15 protein-coding genes are annotated in these 19,045 nt (G+C 72.0%); 6 read left to right on the top strand and 9 right to left on the bottom strand.

What is annotated here, in order from left to right; translation table 11 throughout:
• Nucleotides 1-88 precede the first annotated feature (88 nt).
• Both ACZ434_RS29800 and ACZ434_RS29795 read right to left on the bottom strand, forming a co-directional pair.
• Nucleotides 89-439: an ASCH domain-containing protein gene (locus ACZ434_RS29800; protein ID WP_468461279.1), complete on the bottom strand. Its 351-nt coding sequence runs from the start codon at nt 437-439 to the stop codon at nt 89-91.
• Between the two features lie 13 nt (nt 440-452).
• Complete coding sequence (locus ACZ434_RS29795; RefSeq protein ID WP_468461277.1) at nt 453-1,997, bottom strand: tetratricopeptide repeat protein; 1,545 nt, start codon at nt 1,995-1,997, stop codon at nt 453-455.
• Nucleotides 1,998-2,343: 346 nt separating this feature from the next.
• On the opposite strand from ACZ434_RS29795, the gene ACZ434_RS29790 reads away from it, so the two are divergent.
• From ACZ434_RS29790 to alaS, 6 genes are all read left to right on the top strand, one after another.
• Nucleotides 2,344-3,177, top strand: a complete 834-nt coding sequence (locus ACZ434_RS29790; RefSeq protein ID WP_468461275.1) for an aspartyl/asparaginyl beta-hydroxylase domain-containing protein — start codon at nt 2,344-2,346, stop codon at nt 3,175-3,177.
• Between the two features lie 59 nt (nt 3,178-3,236).
• Nucleotides 3,237-4,130 carry a nucleotidyltransferase domain-containing protein gene (locus tag ACZ434_RS29785; RefSeq protein WP_468461273.1) on the top strand — a complete coding sequence of 298 codons (894 nt, stop codon included), beginning with the start codon at nt 3,237-3,239 and terminating at the stop codon, nt 4,128-4,130.
• Nucleotides 4,127-4,720 carry an SLOG cluster 4 domain-containing protein gene (locus ACZ434_RS29780; RefSeq protein ID WP_468461271.1) on the top strand — a complete coding sequence of 198 codons (594 nt, stop codon included), beginning with the start codon at nt 4,127-4,129 and terminating at the stop codon, nt 4,718-4,720. Before ACZ434_RS29785 ends, ACZ434_RS29780 begins: the two co-directional genes overlap by 4 nt.
• The gene (locus ACZ434_RS29775; protein ID WP_468461269.1) at nt 4,717-5,259 is read left to right on the top strand and encodes an orotate phosphoribosyltransferase; all 543 of its coding nucleotides are present in this window, start codon (nt 4,717-4,719) and stop codon (nt 5,257-5,259) included. Before ACZ434_RS29780 ends, ACZ434_RS29775 begins: the two co-directional genes overlap by 4 nt.
• Nucleotides 5,256-5,933 carry an HAD family hydrolase gene (locus ACZ434_RS29770; protein WP_468461267.1) on the top strand — a complete coding sequence of 226 codons (678 nt, stop codon included), beginning with the start codon at nt 5,256-5,258 and terminating at the stop codon, nt 5,931-5,933. The genes ACZ434_RS29775 and ACZ434_RS29770 overlap by 4 nt, the downstream gene beginning before the upstream one ends.
• A gap of 242 nt (nt 5,934-6,175) precedes the next feature.
• Nucleotides 6,176-8,836 (top strand): alanine--tRNA ligase, encoded by a 2,661-nt coding sequence (alaS, locus tag ACZ434_RS29765; protein ID WP_468461265.1) that lies wholly within the window; start codon nt 6,176-6,178, stop codon nt 8,834-8,836.
• 231 nt (nt 8,837-9,067) lie between these two features.
• On the opposite strand, the gene ACZ434_RS29760 is transcribed toward alaS, so the two are convergent.
• The 7 genes from ACZ434_RS29760 to ACZ434_RS29730 form a co-directional block, all read right to left on the bottom strand.
• A complete protein-coding gene (locus ACZ434_RS29760; RefSeq protein WP_468461263.1) occupies nt 9,068-10,294 on the bottom strand; it encodes an FAD-dependent oxidoreductase in 1,227 nt (408 codons plus the stop codon).
• On the bottom strand, nt 10,291-11,673 hold the full coding sequence (locus ACZ434_RS29755) for an FAD-dependent oxidoreductase (protein WP_468461261.1): 1,383 nt from the start codon (nt 11,671-11,673) through the stop codon (nt 10,291-10,293). Before ACZ434_RS29755 ends, ACZ434_RS29760 begins: the two co-directional genes overlap by 4 nt.
• The gene (locus tag ACZ434_RS29750; protein WP_468461259.1) at nt 11,670-13,817 is read right to left on the bottom strand and encodes a molybdopterin oxidoreductase family protein; all 2,148 of its coding nucleotides are present in this window, start codon (nt 13,815-13,817) and stop codon (nt 11,670-11,672) included. Before ACZ434_RS29750 ends, ACZ434_RS29755 begins: the two co-directional genes overlap by 4 nt.
• Nucleotides 13,807-15,201: an MFS transporter gene (locus tag ACZ434_RS29745; protein ID WP_468461257.1), complete on the bottom strand. Its 1,395-nt coding sequence runs from the start codon at nt 15,199-15,201 to the stop codon at nt 13,807-13,809. Before ACZ434_RS29745 ends, ACZ434_RS29750 begins: the two co-directional genes overlap by 11 nt.
• Nucleotides 15,202-15,434: 233 nt before the next feature.
• The gene (locus ACZ434_RS29740) at nt 15,435-16,997 is read right to left on the bottom strand and encodes a class I adenylate-forming enzyme family protein (RefSeq protein WP_468461255.1); all 1,563 of its coding nucleotides are present in this window, start codon (nt 16,995-16,997) and stop codon (nt 15,435-15,437) included.
• 136 nt (nt 16,998-17,133) lie between these two features.
• Nucleotides 17,134-17,688, bottom strand: a complete 555-nt coding sequence (locus ACZ434_RS29735; RefSeq protein WP_468461253.1) for an SRPBCC family protein — start codon at nt 17,686-17,688, stop codon at nt 17,134-17,136.
• A gap of 247 nt (nt 17,689-17,935) precedes the next feature.
• Nucleotides 17,936-18,913 carry an NADPH:quinone reductase gene (locus ACZ434_RS29730; protein ID WP_468461251.1) on the bottom strand — a complete coding sequence of 326 codons (978 nt, stop codon included), beginning with the start codon at nt 18,911-18,913 and terminating at the stop codon, nt 17,936-17,938.
• Nucleotides 18,914-19,045 lie beyond the last annotated feature (132 nt).

The following is a 19,045-nucleotide window of genomic DNA, read 5'->3' as shown; positions in this document are numbered from 1 at the left end:
CCACCGCAGCGCCGAACGCTCGACGGATCCAGCAATGTGGCGACATCGTCTGCCGCGCTTCAGGCGGGATGGGCAGCGGCGCCCTGACTCAGGCACCCGTCCGGAGGTGGATGGCGACGACGCCGAGGGCTTCCTTCTCGGGCGGATAGATAGCGCGGCAGGCCGCCAGCAGTTCTTCGCGGGTCATGCCCGGTTCGCCGATGGCGGTGTTGTTCTCTGCGTCCAGCATCGCTTCGAAGGACGGGTATGCGTTCAGGGCGGCGATGCGGGTGGTGAGGGTGTCGTCGCCGGAGGTGACCCGCAGGCTGTCACCGACGGCCATCCTGCGGATCTTGGGATAGCCGACGCGGATCTCGATGGTCTTGGACCCGGTGGCGATCAGGTCGAAGTAGGGCTTGCGGATGTTGAGCGCGTGCTGGGCGGGCGGCTCGGTGGGCACGGGTCGTTCTCCTTCACGCTCCGGCCTGGGCGGCGGTAAGCCGTTCGCGCAGGCCCTGAACGGCGGTCTGGCGAGGATAGCGACGGGTCAGGAACGCGGTGAGATCACCGGCCCGGCCCAGGACGGAGCCGACGACGCGGGCGGAGTCGAGGGCCTGATGGCCGAGGGCGACGGCGTCGTCGGGGGCGCCGAGCTGGGCATGGGCGATCGCAAGGTCGATGCGGGCGATGGCCTCCCGGCTCGGTGAGCGGGACGCCTCAGGTGCCGACTCATAGGTCGCCAGGGCGTGTTCGGCATGTCGGCGGGCCTGTTCGGCCTGACCGAGCCAGATGAACGAGGTCGCCGGATACGAGGTGAGCGCGTAGTCGGCCAGCGGCAGCACGTCCATGCCGAACCGGCGGGGCGAGCGGGGAGGCAGGAGCCGGTGGGCGTCCTCGGCAGCGTGGAAGGCCGTGGTGAAGCCCTCCGCGTCCCGGTCGGCCGCCGCGGCACGGGCGGCCTGGGCATGCAGCCGCACGGTCAGCGGATGGTCGACCGGTGCCTCGGAGAGGCCCTTGAGGGCCGCCTGGCGGGCTTTGTCGGGCCGTTGTTCGTACAGGCTGATGGAGGAGGCGGCGTCCATCGCCCACGCGCACAGCTGGCCGTGTCCCACCTGCTGGCCGTGGACGAACGCGTCGGTGGCGAAGGCGAGGCCTGTGCGGGCGTCGCCGAGATCGTGGGCGAGCCAGGCCAACAGTTCGGACATCCATCCGGCGAAGGCCAGCAGCTCACGTTCCTGCCGGTGGGTGTGTCTGCCCTTCAAGAGGGCGTCGACCTTGCGCCGGTAGTCCATCACCGTGTCGAAGACGGCCGCCGGCGGCTTGAGCGAGTAGGCGTGGTTGAACTCAGTGACTGCTAAGTCGAGGTGGCCGAGGGTTCCCGAGCCGAGGGTGGTCGCCTCTACCTGCTGCGTGAACTCCATGGCCTCGGCGGATGCCTGCTGAAGGATCTGTGCGGCGGCGGCCGGGCGGGCCATGGCCAGTCCGGCGAGCTTCACCGCGTCACGACGCTTCGTCTCCTCCACCTCCGTGAAGGTCCGCGAGCCCGCCTTGGCACCGGCCACTCTTCCTTCAGGAAGTGTTGCACCACCCAGCCCCGCACCCCAAAGCGGACTGCACTCCTCCGCCTTGGGGGGTGAGTAGTCGCGGGCGAAGCCGAGGCCGACGGGACCCGTAGTGAACAGGCGGCACAGCAGGTCCTGATAGTCGGGGCTGGGCAGGCCGCCGGCTTCCCAGTCCTTCCAGGAACGTTCGGACAGGCCGACCTTGGCCAGGTTCTCGTCCTCGACGAGCTGGTGGGCGGCGGTAACGGCTTGGGCGACGGTCCATCCCTTGGCCAGGCGGCAGCACTTGAGGAGCCGGTGTCCGCAGTGCTCGGCGATCTGCCCAGCGATCTCGGCGACGAGCGTCACCGGCACAGGGTCGGGCGAGCCCGCCTGGCCAAGCGCGCGTTCGCGCAGGGCCTTCCCACAGGAGATGTGGTGCACCGCTCTGGACTGCTTGGTCGCCTGGTTGCTCACGGCTGCCTCCCCGCCTGGCACGAGCTCGGCGCCTGATGCGCCGCCCCCCTTGCTGCCGCAGTTTGCCTGCCTGCCCCAGGGCGCGATCAAACCTCCGGGCAGGGGGCGGAATGGTCGCCCTGCATGGGCGGCCGCGCCGCCCCAAAGAGGCAGGCACCTCTCACTACCTGCGGCAACGCCAGCGGACCACTCTGGAACCCGGCGCCGCGTCCGGCCGACGGACCCGGGCACCCACGGTTCCCCCTTCGGCTGGGTCAAGGGGCAGCCGGCCGGACGCGTCGCGCCTTCCACCCCCGTCCACACGCTCCGGCTGATCGCGGGGCTGACGAGATCGAGAGGGACTTCCATGAACGACGCACAATCGGCCGCGGCCCTGTCCGGGCAGGTCGTCCAACTGGACCGACTGGACAGTAAGTTGATCGAGCGGATGCGGCACGAGGCCCTGACCGCCCCGGCGCCCTGGAAGGCCGAATACGGCGAGTTCCAGTCCGGCGGCTGGTGGACCACGTCACTGATGAACGCCTCCGGCGACGCCTCCGACGTCAGGATCGCCGATGGCACAGCCCGCCCCACCGCCCTGCTGGGGCACATGCCCGCCACCGCCGGCCTGCTCGCGGAGCTGGGCCTGAACTACATGTGGGTGCGGCTCGCCCGGCTGGAGGCCAACGCGTTCCTCTGGGAACACCGCGACTACGACGAGCTCGACCATGTCGAACGCCACCGGCTGCACATCCCACTGCACACGAACTCCTCTGCGTTCCTGGTCACCGGCGGCACCAAGGTCCACATGGACGGCGGGCGGATCTGGCGGCTGACCCCGACCTACGCGCACGGGGTCTGCAACCTGCTCGGCCCGGACCGGGTCCACCTGATCGCGGACGTCTACGCCGACGACGCATACACCGGCCTCGCCGGGCGCGCGATCGAGCCGACGGCGGACCGGCTGCCGACGGCGTCGGAGGCGGATCTGGCCGACCACCTCGCCGCCGCCCGCCGCCTGGCCGAGCTCGGCTACACCGATGCGGCTGAGCTGATGATGCTGCGGCTGTTCTATTCCTTCGCCCTGCCCGAGGGCACCGCCTACGACCTGATCGTGGCCCTGCACACCGCGCTCGGCGACAGCGAGGCCGCTGCCCGCTGGATTGCCGCGAAGTCCAAGCTCCTGGCCCTCACCTCGTGACGCCGCCCGCCCCTGTCGCCCTCATCCGCGCAACCCTCAGCCCGGAAGGACACCCGCTTATGCCCACCGCCCTGATGGCCCCGACCGAACTGCACCTGGCCGAACTCGCCGAGGCCAACCGGCCCGCCCAGCTACCGCTTTTGACCCGCATCGCCGGGTTGCTGTCCACCTCCGCGACGGTCACCCACCTGCTGGTTCGCGGCTCACTCGCCTCCGGCACCGCCGACCGCCTCTCGGACGTCGACTTCGTCGTCGGCGTCCACGACCGCGACCTGCCCGCCTTCACCTCCGCGTTGGGCGACCTGATGACGGTCGCCGGCGGGGCCCTGCTGCCCGGCTGGCGCGACACCATCGTCGCGGACCTGGGCGGCATCGGCTTCGTGTTCCTCGTTCAGCACGAGGGCAAGCTCCAGCAGGTCGACCTCTACCTCGCCCCCGCCTCCGAGATGACCGCCCTGCGGCGGAAAGTCGGCGGCAAAGTGCTGCTGGAGAGGCCGCCGGCTGAGATCACCACCTCGCAGATCGAGCAGGCACAGACTCACGTCGCCAAGCTGGTGGCCCGGCCGAGGTCGTGCACCGAGCTGCTGATCGAGCACCTGGTGCTGGCGGTGCTGCTGCACAAGCGCATCCAGCGCGGGCAGCGGTTCGTCGCCTACGCCGAGTGGCACATGCTGCACACCGCGACGAAGGACCTGATCAAGACCGCGCTCGCGCCGGCGTCACGGTTCTGGGGCTGGTATCAACTGCAAGAGGAACTCACGCTCACCCCGATCGGCCGGGCCTGCCTGGCCGACCTAGACGCGGCGATCACCTCTCCAGCCGTCCCGGACGCCACCGACGTCGACGCCGCCCTGGACCGGGTGCTCGCGCTGACGGAGCGGGCCTGCCCGAACGCCCTGGACGGTCTCGCGGACGCGATCACCGCCTACCGCACCTACCTGGAGCTGGCGTGAAGGCCCAGGACAGCCGGGCCTGGGAGGGGCAGAGGACGGCGGTGTTCTTCGGCGGGGTCGTCCCCGCGTCCCCGGACGAGGAACGGCTTGCCGAGGAGGTCGGCATGGCCCTCGCGGAGGCCGGGTTCGCGCTGCTGCACGGCGGCTACAACGGGCTGATGGAGGCCGCTGCCCGCGGGGCCGCGGCCATGGGCGGCACGGTCACCGCGGTGACGCTGGCGGACAAGCACTCCGAGTGGGGCGGCTTCAACGAGTACGTCACCGACGAGGTCCATCTTCCCGACCTTGGTGCCCGCCTCAATCACTACCTCGACGCGGCCGACCTGGTGGTGGCGATGGGCGGCGGGGTCGGCACCCTGCACGAGCTGACCGCCGCCCTCTACTACGCGGGCAACATCCGCCCCGTCCCGGTCTGGATCACCGGTTCCACCGCGCTTGGCCTACTGGCCTACCTCAAGCGGAACAAGTGGCTGTTCGAGACGCCCACCCGGCCACTGGGCTTCATCACCCCCATCGCGTCGGCTGCGGTGTTCGCCGCCCAGCTTCGCCGTCCGGCCCACGGAAGCGACAGGACGGAGGCGGACTCATGACCCTCACCACCACTACTGCCCTGACGGCCAGGATCGCCTCGGCGGCCTGCATCACCGACGCGTTCACGCTGGTCGACGGGCAGGTGCTGGACTCGTACTTCGACGAGTACCGCCTGGCCTCCGACCCTCAGCTGCTGCGTGACGTCGCCGACGCCATGGCCGCCCTCGTCCCCGAGGACGCCGAGGTGCTGGCAGGGATCGAGCTGGGCGGCGTCCCACTGGTCATCGCCCTGTCGGCCGCGACGGGGCTGCCGGCCGCGTTCCTGCGGCGGCTGCCCAAGCGCTACGGCTCCAAACGGCAGATCGAGGGCATGAATGTCGAGGGCCGGAAGGTGGTCCTGGCCGACGACGTGGTCCGCTCCGGCGGTCAGCTGGCGGCCATGGCCCGCATCCTGCGCAGGGCAGGAGCCGAGGTCACCGACGCCCTCTGCGTTCTGGAACGGCCGCTCGGCGGTCGGCTGCTGCTGGAGGAACAGAAAATGACCCTCCGGTCCCTGCTGGGCGAAAGCGACCTCTCGAGGGCGAGGGCCTGCTCATGACGCCGGTGGTGCTGTTCGACATGGACGGGGTTCTGCTCGACAGCCGGGAGGCCACGCTGGCCACCCTCGCCGGTGTCGCGACGGCATCCCTCGGCCGCCGCATCACCGTCGCCGACCTCCCGGCCGACGCGCTGACGACGCCGCGGGTCGAGGTGCTGACCAGGCTCGGTGTCACCGCGCCGGACAAACTCTGCGAGATCTGGTGGGACCCTGCCCTGGCCGCCGCCTCCCGATCCGCCGTGTTTCCCGGGGTGCTGGAAGGACTGACGGCCATCAAGGACGCAGGGATGGCGACGGGCCTGGTCACGCTGCAGTCCCGTACGCGGCTGCCCTGGCTGCTGCCGCCGGCCGTTCTCGCGCTGCTGGACGTAGCTATCTGCCGTGAGGACGCCGAACCCAAGCCGTCCCCGGACGGGCTCGTGCTCGCGCTGGGCAAGCTCGGCGCCTCCCCTGCCCAGGCGGTGTTCCTCGGCGACACCGCGGGCGACATCAGGGCCGCCCGCGCTGCCGGCATCACGGCGCTGGGAGCCGCCTGGGGCTGGGCCGGGCGGCTCGCCCTGGAGGCGGCCGGGGCCACGGTCGTCCTGGACGACTCGGCCTCAATCGGGCCCGAGCTGGCCCGCCATGCCGCCTGCCCGCCACCGATGCCGACGGCGACGACACCGGCGCGCTGAGCGTTCTTGGCGACGGACCCGCTACAGTCAGTGGTGCGGCGGACCGGGGCAGCAGTTCCGACGGTCTGCTGCACCACCGATGTGAGCAACGGATCTGGAGTCAAGGTGCGGCCCATGGGGGCGCGAGCTATCTGCGCCGAGCTGGAGAACTGAGAACACTTCTCAGTCCTCGTTCTCGGCCCGGCTCGGCGTGTGATCTCCCCTCCCACCTTCCGTACCTCTTTTCGTGAGGCCATATCGCCATGCGCTCGACGCAGATCCGCACCACCTTCACCGACTTCTTCACCTCCCGCGGCCACCAACTGGTCCCGTCCAGTCCACTGGTTCCCGACGACCCGACGCTGCTGCTGGCCAACGCGGGGATGAACCAGTTCAAGCCCTACTTCCTGGGCGAGACCACGCCGCCGTTCTTCCGCGCCACCAGCGTCCAGAAGTGCGCCCGCACCTCTGACATCGACAACGTCGGCCGCACCAACCGGCACGCGACGTTCTTCGAGATGATGGGCAACTTCTCCTTCGGCGACTACTTCAAGGAAGACGCCTGCGTCTTCGCCTGGGAACTGCTGACCGAGGGCTACGGGCTGGAGAACGACAAGCTCTGGATCACCGTCTTCAAGGACGACCACGAGGCCGAGCACATCTGGCGCCGCATCGGCGTCCCCGCGAGCCGCATCCAGCGCCTTGGCATGGAAGACAACTACTGGTCCATGGGGGTCCCCGGCCCTTGCGGACCTTGCTCGGAGGTCAACTACGACCGCGGCCCAGCCTTCGGCAAGGAAGGCGGACCCGCCATCGACGGCGAACGCTACGTCGAGATCTGGAATCTGGTCTTCATGCAGTTTCAGCGAGGCGAGGGCGACAAAAAAGGCAACTTCCCCATCCTCGGCGAGCTCGCCCGTAAAGGCGTCGACACCGGCCTCGGCCTGGACCGGCTCGCCGCGATCCTCCAGGACGCGCAGAACGTCTGCACCACCGACCTACTTCTGCCGACGCTCCGCACCGTCCAGGACCTCGTCGGCCGCCAGGCCCCCGTCGAGGGCGAGGAGAAGGTGTCCTTCCAGGTCGTCACCGAACACGCCCGCTCCATCGCGTTCCTGATCGCCGACGGCGTCCTGCCCGCGAAGGACGGCCGCGGTTACGTCCTGAGGCGCCTGATGCGTCGCGCGATCCGCCACGCGCGTCTGCTCGGCATCGAGGGGCCGGTCCTGCCCGCCGCGACCGCCTCGGTGATCGGCAATCTTGGCGGCGTCTGGCCGGAGCTGTCCGCCCAGGCCGCGCTGATCGAGCAAGTCGTCACCGCCGAAGAGGAGTCCTTCACCCGTACCTTGTCCCAGGGCACGAGGCTGCTGGACGCTGCGATTGTCCGCACTCAGCACAGCCGCTCGGCCGCCCTGCCCGGCGAGACCGCCTTCGAACTCGCCGACACCTACGGCTTCCCCCTGGAGCTGACCGTCGAAGCCGCCCGAGACGCCGGGCTGACCGTCGATGAGGACCGATTCACCGCCCTCCTGGACGAGCAGAAAAGGCGTGCGAAGGTCGGCGGCAAGGCCAAGACCGCTGAAGCCCTGCGCAAGATGGACACCTACCGAGAGCTCTCCGCCCGCCTGCCCAGGACCGAGTTCCTCGGCTACGACCACCTGAGGGTGGAGGCCACCGTCACCGGCCTCATCTGCGGCGGCACGGTCGTCAACAGCGTCGGCACAGGCAGCGAGGTCGAACTGGTGCTGGACCGGTCGCCGTTCTATGCCGAGGCCGGCGGACAGATCGGCGACACCGGCACACTGACCATGAACGACGGCACCTGCCTGAAGATCACCGACACTCGCTACGGCCTGGAAGGCTTCCGCATCCACACCGCCCGCGTGATCGAGGGCGAACTGGCCACCGGTACCAGTGGCGAAGCCGCCGTGGACGCCGAGCGCCGGGCCGGTCTGATGCGCTCGCATTCGGCCACCCACATCTTGCACGCCGTCGTCATGGCCACCCTTGGCGAGCACGCCCGCCAGCAGGGCTCCCTCGTCCAGCCCGACCGGCTCCGCTTCGACTTCGCCCACTTCACCGCCCTCACCCCCGACCAGCTCACCGCGATCGAGCAGGCCGTCAACGGGCACGTCCTCAACGACCCGGAGGTTCGGACCTGGCACGCCGACCGCGCAGAAGCCGAAGCCGTTGGCGCCATTGCCCTGTTCGGAGAGAAGTACGGCGACAGGGTCCGCATCGTCGACATCGGCGACTTCTCCCGCGAGCTCTGCGGCGGCACCCACGTCGCCCACGGCTCCCAGGTCGGCGCGTTCCGCCTGCTGTCCGAGTCGTCGATCGGCTCCAACCTCCGCCGCGTCGAGGCCCTCACCGGCCATGGTGCACTCACCCACCTCAACACCGAACGGCGGCTGCTGAACGAGCTCGCCGGACTCCTCGGCACCCGTCCCACCGACGCCCCCGACAGCCTGCGCAAGCGTCTGGAGGCCCTCGCCGGCGCCCAGGCTGAGCTGGGGCAGCTGAGGGCCGCTGAACTGCGCTCCCAGGCCGCCCGGCTCGCCGGTACCGCCCGCCCGGCCGACGGCGGCTGGCTCGCCGCCCAGAAGATCACCGGTGTCACACCCGACGAGCTGCGACAACTGGCCTCCGACACCCTGGCTCACCTGCCCGCCGGGCCTGCTGTCGTGGTCCTGGCCCTGGAGCACTCCGGCAAGGCCCTGCTCGCTGCGGCCGTCTCACCTCACCTGCTCGGCCGCGGTGTCCAGGCCGCCCAGGTCATCGCCCGCGCCGCGAAGACGGTCGGCGGCGGAGGCGGCGGCACCGGAGCCCTTGCCAGCGCGGGCGGACGCCGCCCCGAACACCTCGACCAGGCCCTCGCCGCCGCGGCCGACGACGCCACCGCTCTCCTCCACGGCGGCTACTGACTTCAGCTCGTCAGGGTGACGTTGGTTCCTCGGGAATCAGGCCGGTGTCGGAAGCCGTTCTTGCCCGGCGATCAGCTCCCGCCCGGCGTGGGTGTTGAGCCGGTTCCCACACTCCGAGCGGCACCTTGGACAGCGTGGCGTCCTGCGGATCGATCACCGGCCGGTCGTAGGCGGTGCAGGTACCGGGACGTCGGGATCGTTCGGGTTTCCCCCTGTCGGAGTCGGGCGGGCTCAGGTTCCTTCCGTCGCCCCGGTCAGCAACTCGTCCGGGCACGTGGGCAGTTCGCGGTCCGTCAGGGCGCGGAGGGTCGGGTAGGGGCGGGTGTTGCCGGCCAGGACGCCGCCGAGGAGGGTGCGGCCGTCGGCGGCGAGGACGACCTTGGCGTAGGTGCCGGCGCGCCGGTCGTCGCGTACGTACTCGATGGCACCCGGGGTGCGGGCGTGCGCGTCGCCGAAGCCGGCCACCTCGACGCCGAGGAGTTTGAGCTTGGCGGAGGTGTCCGCGCCGGTGAACGGCTCGGGTGTCGCGCCGGTCAGCCGGCGGGCCACGGTCTCGGCCATCCGGAAGCCGGGCGCCACCAGCCCGTGGCAGCGGCCCCCTACGGCCGCGCACTCGCCGATCGCCCAGATGTGCGGGTCCGCGGTCCGGCACCACTCGTCCACCAGGAAGCCACCGCGCTCACCGCGCTCGAGGCCCAGCGGGCCGGCGAGTTCGTCGCGCGGCCGTACTCCGGCGGCGAAGACGACGAGCGCGGCGTCCAGCACCGTGCCGTCGGCCAGTTCGACCCGCTCGGCCCGGCCGTCCGCGCCCGCGCCGACCGCGTGCAGCGCGCTGGAGCAGTGCACGCCCACCCCGAGCCGTTCGATCGCCCGGGCCAGCACCCGTCCGCCGCCCTCGTCGATCTGCTGGGCCATCAGCCACGGCGCCATCTCCACCACGTGGGGCCGCATGCCCAGCAGCCGGAGCCCGTTCGCGGCCTCCAGGCCGAGCAGCCCGCCCCCGACCACCACCGCTTCCCGGCCCGGCACGGCCGCCGCGCGGATCGCCGCGATGTCCTCCACCGTCCGGTACACGAAGCATCCCGGCAGGTCATGTCCGGGCACCGGCGGCACGAACGGCCGCGAACCGGTGGCCAGCACCAGCGCGTCGTAGCCGATCTCGCTGCCGTCGCCGCAGGTCACCGTCCTGGTCCGGCGGTCGGCGCCGGTCATCGTCGTGCCCGGGCGCAGCAGCAGGCGGCCGTCGTCCGGGGCGCCGGGCCCGGCGAGGGCGAGGTCGTCGGGGGTGGCGCCGGCGAGGAGGGAGGACAGGGCCACGCGGTCGTAGGCGGGGCGCGGTTCCTCACCGAGCACGACGACGCGCCAGCGGCCCTCCCGGTCGTGGTCGAGCATCTCCACGGCCAGCCGGTGGCCCACCATGCCGTGGCCGGCCACGACCAGGGTGCGGGTCGTCGTCACGGCGTCGCTCCTTCCAGTGCGGTGCACAGGCTCCGTACGGCCGAGGCGCAGCCACCGCACCCCGTGGTCGCCCGGGTCGCCCGGGCCAGCGCCGCCTCGTTGTGCGCGCCGCGGTGCCAGGCGTCCTTCAGGGCCTTGGCGGTGACGTTGTTGCAGTGGCACACCACGGTCTCGTCGGGCAGCGTCCCGTCGCCCGCGTAGGTGCCGTCGGCCCCGGTGAGCAGCGCGAGCAGGTCGGCGGGGACCGGTTCGTCGCGCAGGTACAGCCGGCTCACCTCGGCGACGGCGGACGGCGAGCCGATGACGGTGCCTTCGTGGATGCGTCCGCCGCGCAGTACGAGACGGGCGTGGCGGCCCCGCGTCCGGTCCAGCAGCGAGACCGTCCCGTCGATGTCGTCCGGCCGGACGGGAGCGGCCGGCGGGAGGACGACCATGTCCTTGCCCGGGGTGCGAGGCCGCAGCACGCGCCGCCCGGGTGCGTACGGCCGCTGCCGCCCGATGAGGTTGCGGGCGAGCGCCTCCGCCTGCTCCCACGCCCGCAGCACCGTCGTACCGGTGGTGCCCGCGTGCTCGGCGCAGTCGCCGATCGCGTAGACGCGCGGGTCGCTGGTGCGCAGCAGGTCGTCGACGACCACTCCCCCGCGTACCTCGAGGCCGCTCGCGCGGGCCGACGCGGACTCCGCCACGGTGCCCGTGCACAGCAGCACGGTGCCCGCCGCCAGCACCTGGCCGTCGTCGAGCACCACCTTGCCCGGGGTGTACTCGGCGGCCCTGCGGCCCAGGTGCAGCGCGACGCCCCGGGCGGTGAGCCACTCGGCCGGCACCGCGGCGGCCACCGCGTCCAGATGACGCCCCATCAGCCGCTCGGCGGGGTGGACCAGCGCCACCTCCTGCCCGGTTCCGCTGAGCGCCCACGCCGTCTCGACGCCGCGGATCCCGCCGCCGACGACCACGACGGGCCCCTCGGACAGCGGCCGGCAGTCGGCGGCGGTGCGCACCGCGCGCACCCCTTCGGCGAGCCGGCCGGGTTCCGTCTCCAGCCCCGGCACCCGGGGGATCCGGGGCCGGGCCCCGGTCGCCAGGACCAGGGTGTCGTAGGGCAGGTGGCGGCCGTCGTCCAGGCGTACCGTACGGCGGTCCCGGTCGACGGCGGTGACCCGCACGCCGGTCAGCTGCCGTACGGCGGCGGGCAGCGCGGGCAGCGTCAGCCGGTCCGCGTGGAGCGTGCCGTCCAGGACCGAGCCGAGCAGGGCCCGGTGGTAGGAGGGCCGCGGCTCGGCGCCGACGACGGTCACCCGGCCGGGGTGTCCGTACCGCGTCAGCAGGGTGGCCAGCCGGTGCGCGGCGGGGCCGCCGCCCACGATGACGACGCCGGTCACGGCCGCTCACCCGCCGGCGTGACGCGCACCGCGCTGACCTTGAACTCGGGCATGCGGCTGCGCGGATCGAGCGCGTCGCCGGTGAACAGGTTGGCGCGTCCGGCGCCCGGGAAGTGGAACGGCACGAACACGGTGTCGGGCCGCACCGCCCGGGTCACCCGTACGCGCGCCCGGGTGGTGCCGTGCGCCGAACCGACGTCGGCCATGCTCCCGTCGGCCAGGCCGAAGCGGCGGGCGGTGTCCGGGTGCATCTCGACGATCACCTCCGGCGCGGCGGCGACCAGTTCGGGCACCCGGCGGGTCTGCGCGCCGGACTGGTACTGGGCCAGCACCCTGCCGGTCGTCCCGTACAGCGGGAAGTCGGTATCGGGTTCGCGGGCGGACGGGCGGTGGTCCACCGGGGTGAAGCGGGCGCGCCCGTCGGGGTGCGCGAACCGGTCCAGGAACAGCCGTGGCGTTCCCGGATGGCCGTCGCCACGGCTGTCGACCCCGGCCGGGCAGGGCCAGTACAGCGCCTCGCCCGCGTCCAGCCGTGCGTAGCTGATGCCCGAGTAGTCGGCGCGGCCGCCGGCCGAGGCCCGGCGCAGCTCGTCGAAGACCTCCCGGGGCCGGACGGGGAAGCGGCCGGCGCTCTGGCCGAGCCGGACGGCGAGCGCGTGCAGCACCTCCAGGTCGGTACGCACGCCCGGCGGCGGCGTCAGATGGGCGCGCCGGCGCAGCACCCTGCCCTCCAGGCTGGTCAGCGTGCCCTCCTCCTCGGCCCACTGCGTCACGGGCAGCACCACGTCGGCGAGCGCGGCCGTCTCGGACGGCACGAAGTCGGCCACCACCAGCAGGTCGAGGGAGCGCAGCCGCTCGGTGACATGGGCGGCCCGGGGCGCGGAGACCACCGGGTTCGACCCGAAGACCATCAGCGCGCGCGGGCCTCCGCCCGCACCGAGCGCGTCGAGCAGTTCGTACGCGCTGCGGCCCGGCCCGGGCAGCGTCTCCGCGTCCACCCCCCAGACGGCGGCCACGTGGGCGCGGTCGGCGGGGTCGGCGAGCGAGCGGTAGCCGGGCAGCTGGTCCGCCTTCTGGCCCATCTCGCGGCCGCCCTGCCCGTTGCCCTGACCGGTCAGGGTGCCGAAGCCGCTGCCGTCCCGGCCGGGCAGCCCCAGGGCGAGGGCCAGGTTGACGAACGCGGCGACCGTGTCGGACCCCTTGCTGTGCTGTTCGGCGCCCCGGCCCGTCAGCACGTAGGCCCGGCGGGCGCCGCCGAGCATCCGCACCGCCGTGCGCAGCTCGTCCGCCGGTACGCCGGTGACCTCCTCCACCCGCTCCGGCCACCAGGCGGCGCAGTGCTCCCAGGCGGCGTCGAAGCCGGCGGTGCGCGTGTCCACGTACTCCTTGTCGACCAGCCCCTCGGTGACCGCCAGGTGCAGCAGGCCGAGCGCCAGGGCGAGGTCGGTGCCGGGGGCGGGGCGCAGGTGCAGCGCGGCCCGCTCGGCGGTACGGGTGCGGCGCGGGTCGACGACGACGAGGTCGGCGCCCTCGAGGTGGCGCATGAGGGGCGGCATGGTCTCCGCCGGGTTGGCCCCGGCCAGCAGGATCACGTCGGCCCCGCCCAGGTCGGTGACCGGGAAGGGCAGCCCGCGGTCGAGCCCGAAGGCCGCCGTGGTCGCCGCGGCGGCCGAGGACATGCAGAACCGGCCGTTGTAGTCGATCTGGCTGGTGCCCAGGGCGACGCGGGCGAACTTGCCGAGGGTGTACGCCTTCTCGTTGGTCAGCCCGCCGCCGCCGAACACCGCGACCGCGTCGGCGCCGTGCCGTGCGCGGATCTCCCGCAGCCGCCCGGCCACCAGGTCGAGCGCCTCGTCCCACCCGGCCGGCGCGAGCTCGCCGTCGGCTCCCCGCACCAGGGGCGTGAGCAGCCGGTCGGGGGCGGCGAGCACGGAGGGCGCCGTCCACCCCTTCTGGCACAGCCCGCCCCGGTTGACCGGGAAGTCCGCCGAGGGGCGCACCGCCACACCGTCCCGCTCGCCCGAGAGCACGGTGGAGCACTGGAGGGCGCAGTACGGGCAGTGGGTGGTGCTTTCCGGGCGCCGGACGTCCTTCTCCCGCCGCTGGGTGTCCCTCTCCCGTCCCTCTCTCGCCTCACCGGACATGGGAGGCCCGGCTCTGCTCGGTGGCGGGCGCGGGCGCGGGATCGCTCGGGCGCTGCTCGCCGCGCAGGTACACGGCCCGCAGGACCACGGCGCACAGCCCGTAGAAGGCGAGGAAGGCGCAGAACGCGGCCGCACCGCTGCCCGTGTCGCCGTACGCCGAACGGAAGGCGAGGTTGATGGCGACCCCGCCGAGGGCGCCCGCCGCACCGGCGATGCCGATGACGGCCCCGGACAGACGGCGGGAGCGGGCGAAGGCGGCGGTCGCGTCATGACCGGCGGTGATGGCGTCCTCCGCCTGCCGGGCGAAGACCGCCGGGATCATCTTGTACGTCGAACCGTTGCCGATGCCGCTCACCACGAACAGCCAGGTGAACCCGCCCACGAACAGCGCGAACGAACCGCTTTGGCCGGCCCACAGGAGAACACCGGTGCCGGCCGCCATCCCGGCGAACGCCCACATCGTCACGCGGGCCCCGCCGAACCGGTCGGCGATCCTGCCCCCGAGGGGCCGGGCCACCGAGCCGAGCAGCGGCCCGAGGAAGGTGAAGGAGGCGGCTTGGAGCGGTGTCGACCCGAACTGGCTCTGCAGCACCAGCCCGAAGGCGAACCCGAAACCGATGAAGGAACCGAACGTGCCGACGTACAGCAGCGAGATCCACCAGGTGTGCGGGTTCGCCGCGGCCTCGCGCTGGGCGCCCGGCTCGGCGCGCACCATGGCCACGTTGTCCATGCGCAGCCCGGCCAGCACCGCGGTCAGCGCGATCAGCGGCAGATAGAACGCGGCCACGTACGCCGGATGGGTGTCCCCGGCGACGGAGATCACCAGCAGGCCGAGCAACTGCACCGCGGCGACGCCCAGGTTGCCGCCGCCCGCGTTCAGACCGAGCGCCCAGCCCTGCTTGCGCTGCGGGTAGAAGGCGGTGATGTTGGTCATCGAGGAGGCGAAGTTGCCGCCGCCCGCCCCGGCCGCCGCGCCGATCAGCAGGAACACCCACAGCGGGGTGCCCGGCCGCTGCACGAAGTACACCGTCGCCGCCGTCGGCACCAGCAGCACCAACGAGGAGAACAGGGTCCAGTTGCGCCCGCCGAAGCGGGTCACGGCACTGCTGTACGGGAGCCTGAGCAGGGCGCCGACCAGGGTGGGCACCACCACCATCAGGAACTTCTCGTCGGGCGCGAAGTCCAGGCCGATCTTCGGCGACATGAACAGCACCAGGACCGACCACATGCTCCACACGGAGAAACCGACGTGCTCGGCGAGCACCGACAGCACCAGGTTGCGCCGGGCGACGTGCTTCCCGCCCCGCTCCCATGCTTCCTCGTCCTCGGGGTCCCAGTTCTCGATCCACCGCCCTCGGGCGGCTCGTGCGCTGGCGCTGGCCATCTTCTCCTCGGCTTTCTCCGGTCGTACGCGGTGGCGGGCGGGTCGGATCTACGGGGCTACAGGTCTGCGGGGGCTACGGGGGCTACGGGGGCTACAGGTCTGCGGGGGCTGCGGGGTGAGTCGTACGCCGTCGGCCGCCCACCGCTCGGAGGGGGAGGCCGACGTCGTACGGACCCGGCACGGTCGAGACGGGCCGCGGTGCCCGACCCCCGACCGTCCGCCGGGCGGCAGCCCTACGCGCCGGAGCCGAGCAGGCGGGCCAGCTCGAGGCGCTTGATCTTGGTGGTGGCGGTCTGCGGGAGGTCCTCCAGCCGCCACTGGACCGGATCGCCCAGCGCCGGCAGATCGACCACCGCGGTCTTCCACGCCATCTCGTCCAGCGGCGCGTCGTCGCGCGTGCACACCACCGGCACCGCGCGCCCGTCCTGCCCGGAGACGATGATGACCTCGACCAGTTCCGGCAGCCGGGTGAACAGCTTGTCCTCGATCTCCAGCGTGGACTGCACACCGGGGATCTCGTCGACCTCGCGGTCCAGCAGGTGCAGACAGCCGAACCTGGTGCGGTAGCCGAGGTCGCCCATGCGCCACCAGCCGTCGTTGACCTGCTTCTGCCAGCGCTCGTGCTCACCGAGGTAGGTGACGATCCGCCCGTCGGTCCTGACCTCGATGAAACCGGGGTTCTCCTTGGAGACCGGCGCGCCGTTGCGGCTGACCACCCGGACCCCGGTCATGCCCACGAACGGCACACCCACGCAACGGCCGTTGAAGTCGGCGCCGTCCTTGAGCGAGTAGGTGCGCGCGGCGATCGGGCCGACCTCGCTCTGCCCGTAGGCCTGGGCGAAGCGCCGGCCCCGGCGGCGGGAGGCCTTCAGCATGGTGTTGACGGTGCGCGGGTGGATGGCGTCGAAGGTGGAGGAGAAGTACTTCACGTTCGCCAGCGGCCCGCGCGGGTCGTCCGCCAACTCCTCCCAGCGCAGGAAGGTGTTGGGGTGGGCCTCGATGAAACCGGGCGGGATCTGCGTGAACAGCTCCCCCACGGTCCGCGGGTCGTCGTCCCTGAGGACGATCAGCGGGTGCCCCTGGAGGATCGAGATGGGCATCGCCGTGAACATCCGGGAGTGCACGAACGATACGTGGACCGCGACGGGCTCGCGGCGCCGCACTGTGGCGCCCACGACGGCGGCCTGCGGCCGGTAGCGGGACTGGAAGCTCATGCCGGTGTGCACGGCCAGCTTCGGGGTGCCGGTGGTGCCGGAGGTGTGGGTGATGAGCGTCGGGTGGTCGATGGGCATGCTCACCGCGGGCACCCGGTCGACGCCGGCCAGCGAGGCGAACGGCGTCGCCCCCTCGTGCTCACCGGAGGTCAGCAGCACCTTGCGGGACAGGTCGAAGACCTCGCCGGGCAGGTGGTGGTCGAGCTTGTCCCGGTCGGTGACGAGGAACGGCTGCCCGACCCGGCGCAGCAGTTCGGCGACCGTCGCGCCGTCCAGTTTCGACGACAGCAGCACCGGGATGGCTCCGGTGCGGGCGACGGCGCAGGCGAGGAGGGAGATGTCGAAGCCGTCGCTCTTGTGCACCACGACGTGGTCCCCCGGGCGCACCTTGACGGACCAGAGCCGCGAGGCGAAGTCGTCCACCAGGTCGGCCAGTTCGGTCAGCGTCACGCGCCGGCCGAGGCCGGGGGCGATGTCCAGGTCGTGATCGAGGACCACGAAATTCGCCGGATGCCTGGCCGCCGCTCGGTCGAACAGCGTGCCAAGCCTGATTCCCTTGCTTCCTATTCGCTGGAGAAACATGTATCCGATCTCTCGTCCATGGCTGCGGATTCCTGAAGGGGATTACCGAATTGCGGATGTCGGATTACGGCCCCGACGACACTGCGATCTGACGGCCTGACGGCGCGGGTGGCGGATGGAGAGCGCGCGGTGTGCGTCAGCTCTTCTCGATGACGTCCTTGATACGGGCCAGGGTGTCGTCGAGGTCATGCCCGAGCTTCGTGGTCCATTCGGTGACGAACCGCTTGCGGCCGTCCTCGTCGAGATCTTCGACGATCTTGTGGATTCCGGCGGTGGCCTTGCCCATCCGGAAGTGGTGGACGAGCCAGGAGGTGCCGTCGCCGGCGTCCTCGACGTCGAAGCCCCAGATCGACTCCTGGTCCTCGCGGGCGTGGGTGAGCATCATCCAGCGGAAGGTCCGGCCGGGCTCGGCGGCCACCACGCGGGCCTCGGTGTACCAGGTGCCGCGCACCAGGGGCGCCCAGCCGACCACGTCCTCGCTGCGGAGGTTCTCACCGCGGAAGACCGAGCCGACCGCCGAGGGCTCCCCCTCGATCCACTCGCCGCCCATGCACTCGGGGCTCCACTCCTTGCTGCGGGCCAGATCGCTGACCACGGAATAGATCTCCGCCGGCGTCGCGGAAACGCGGATACGGGCGTCGAGTTCGAAGAGCGGGGAATTGTTGATGACGGTTTCCGTGTTCGCTGTCATGGCGGCAATCCTGCGGCCCTCACGGAACCGGGGCAATCAACCCGTTCGGGGTCCGTCAAGTTCCCATTCCGACCCCCAGCCGGAAATCCGTCAGCGGATTTCCCTCCGAGAAATCACGAAAACACCGCGACAACGTCCGACGGAACGACTGGGCGGAACGACTGGGCAGAATGGCTGGGCGGAATGACCGCCGAAACAACCAGCGAAGTGGACCCCGCCCCCTTCCTCTCCCCTCCCCTCCCCTCCCTCAGCCGCGTACACGCAGTACGAGCTTGCCGCGCACCTTCCCACCGTCCAGGAGGCGATGGGCCTCGGCCGCCTCGCTCAACGGCAGCACCTCGGTGGCGCGCGGGCGCAGCAGCCCCGAGGCCAGCAGCCCGTTGATGCCGCGGGCCGCGTCGGCGAGCTGGGCGGTGTCGGCGTGCGAGATGGCGAAGCCGTGCACGGAACGGTCCCTCAGGTACAGCGGCCCCACGGGCAGCACCGGGCGGGTGCGCAGCCCGGCCAGCAGCACGATCCGTCCCCGCCCGGCCAGCAGATCCACGGCGGTGTCGAGGTCGTTGCCGCCGGAGGTGTCGACATGGACGTCCACGCCGTCCGGGGCGGCGTCCCGGATCCGCCCGGCGACATCGGCCGAGCGGTAGTCCACGACGTGGTGCGCCCCCAGGGACCGTACGTACGGCTCGTCGCGGCCGGAGGCGACGGCGATCACCCGGGCGCCCGCCCGGACCGCCATCACGACGGCCGCGCTGCCCACGTTGCCGCCGGCGCCGAGCACGGCGACGGTCTCGCCGGCGCGCAGCCGTCCGTGCGTGAACAGCGCCAGGTGCGCGGTCGCGGCGGGGTGCGCCAGCGCCACGGCGTCCACCGGGTCCACGCCGTCGGGCAGGTGGTAGAGCCGGTCCACGGGGACGACCGCCTGTTCGGCCGCGGCGCCCTGACGGCCGTCGTGGCCCAGGCTGTTGCACCACACGCGGTCGCCGGGCCGGAAGCCGGTCGCGGCAGGACCGGCCGCCGCCACCGTGCCGACGAGGTCACGTCCGATGACGAAGGGAAATTCGACCGGGGTGCGCCAGGCTCCCGAGCGGACGAAGGTGTCCACATGGTTGACGGCGCTCACCTCGATGTCGACCAGCACATCGTGCGGACCGGGCACGGGCGGGGGCAGCTCACCATGACGGATGACGTCGGGAGCGCCGAGCTGGGTTATGTAAGCGGCACGCATGGTCGCCGAGTCTGGCACCGCCCCCGGCTCCCACGGCAGAGCCACCGCCGATCGCGGCCCACGGTCCGTCAGGTCGCCCCGAGGGTGTGTCAACTCGCCGCCGCACCATGCCCGCCCGGCCTCTACGCTTCG

The sequence above is a fragment of the Streptomyces sp. NPDC030893 genome, assembly GCF_055571535.1.
Note: the sequence above shows the minus strand (reverse complement) of the source record. Positions and strands in the feature narration are given on the sequence as shown.

Excerpts from the sequence above, each read along its gene's own strand:
- ACZ434_RS29790 (WP_468461275.1), top strand. The coding sequence starts at position 2,344 with ATGAACGACGCACAATCGGCCGCGGCCCTGTCCGGGCAGGTCGTCCAA.
- ACZ434_RS29785 (WP_468461273.1), top strand. The coding sequence starts at position 3,237 with ATGCCCACCGCCCTGATGGCCCCGACCGAACTGCACCTGGCCGAACTC.
- ACZ434_RS29775 (WP_468461269.1), top strand. The coding sequence starts at position 4,717 with ATGACCCTCACCACCACTACTGCCCTGACGGCCAGGATCGCCTCGGCG.
- ACZ434_RS29770 (WP_468461267.1), top strand. The coding sequence starts at position 5,256 with ATGACGCCGGTGGTGCTGTTCGACATGGACGGGGTTCTGCTCGACAGC.
- alaS (WP_468461265.1), top strand. The coding sequence starts at position 6,176 with ATGCGCTCGACGCAGATCCGCACCACCTTCACCGACTTCTTCACCTCC.
- ACZ434_RS29750 (WP_468461259.1), bottom strand. The coding sequence starts at position 13,817 with ATGTCCGGTGAGGCGAGAGAGGGACGGGAGAGGGACACCCAGCGGCGG.
- ACZ434_RS29745 (WP_468461257.1), bottom strand. The coding sequence starts at position 15,201 with ATGGCCAGCGCCAGCGCACGAGCCGCCCGAGGGCGGTGGATCGAGAAC.
- ACZ434_RS29740 (WP_468461255.1), bottom strand. The coding sequence starts at position 16,997 with ATGTTTCTCCAGCGAATAGGAAGCAAGGGAATCAGGCTTGGCACGCTG.
- ACZ434_RS29735 (WP_468461253.1), bottom strand. The coding sequence starts at position 17,688 with ATGACAGCGAACACGGAAACCGTCATCAACAATTCCCCGCTCTTCGAA.
- ACZ434_RS29730 (WP_468461251.1), bottom strand. The coding sequence starts at position 18,913 with ATGCGTGCCGCTTACATAACCCAGCTCGGCGCTCCCGACGTCATCCGT.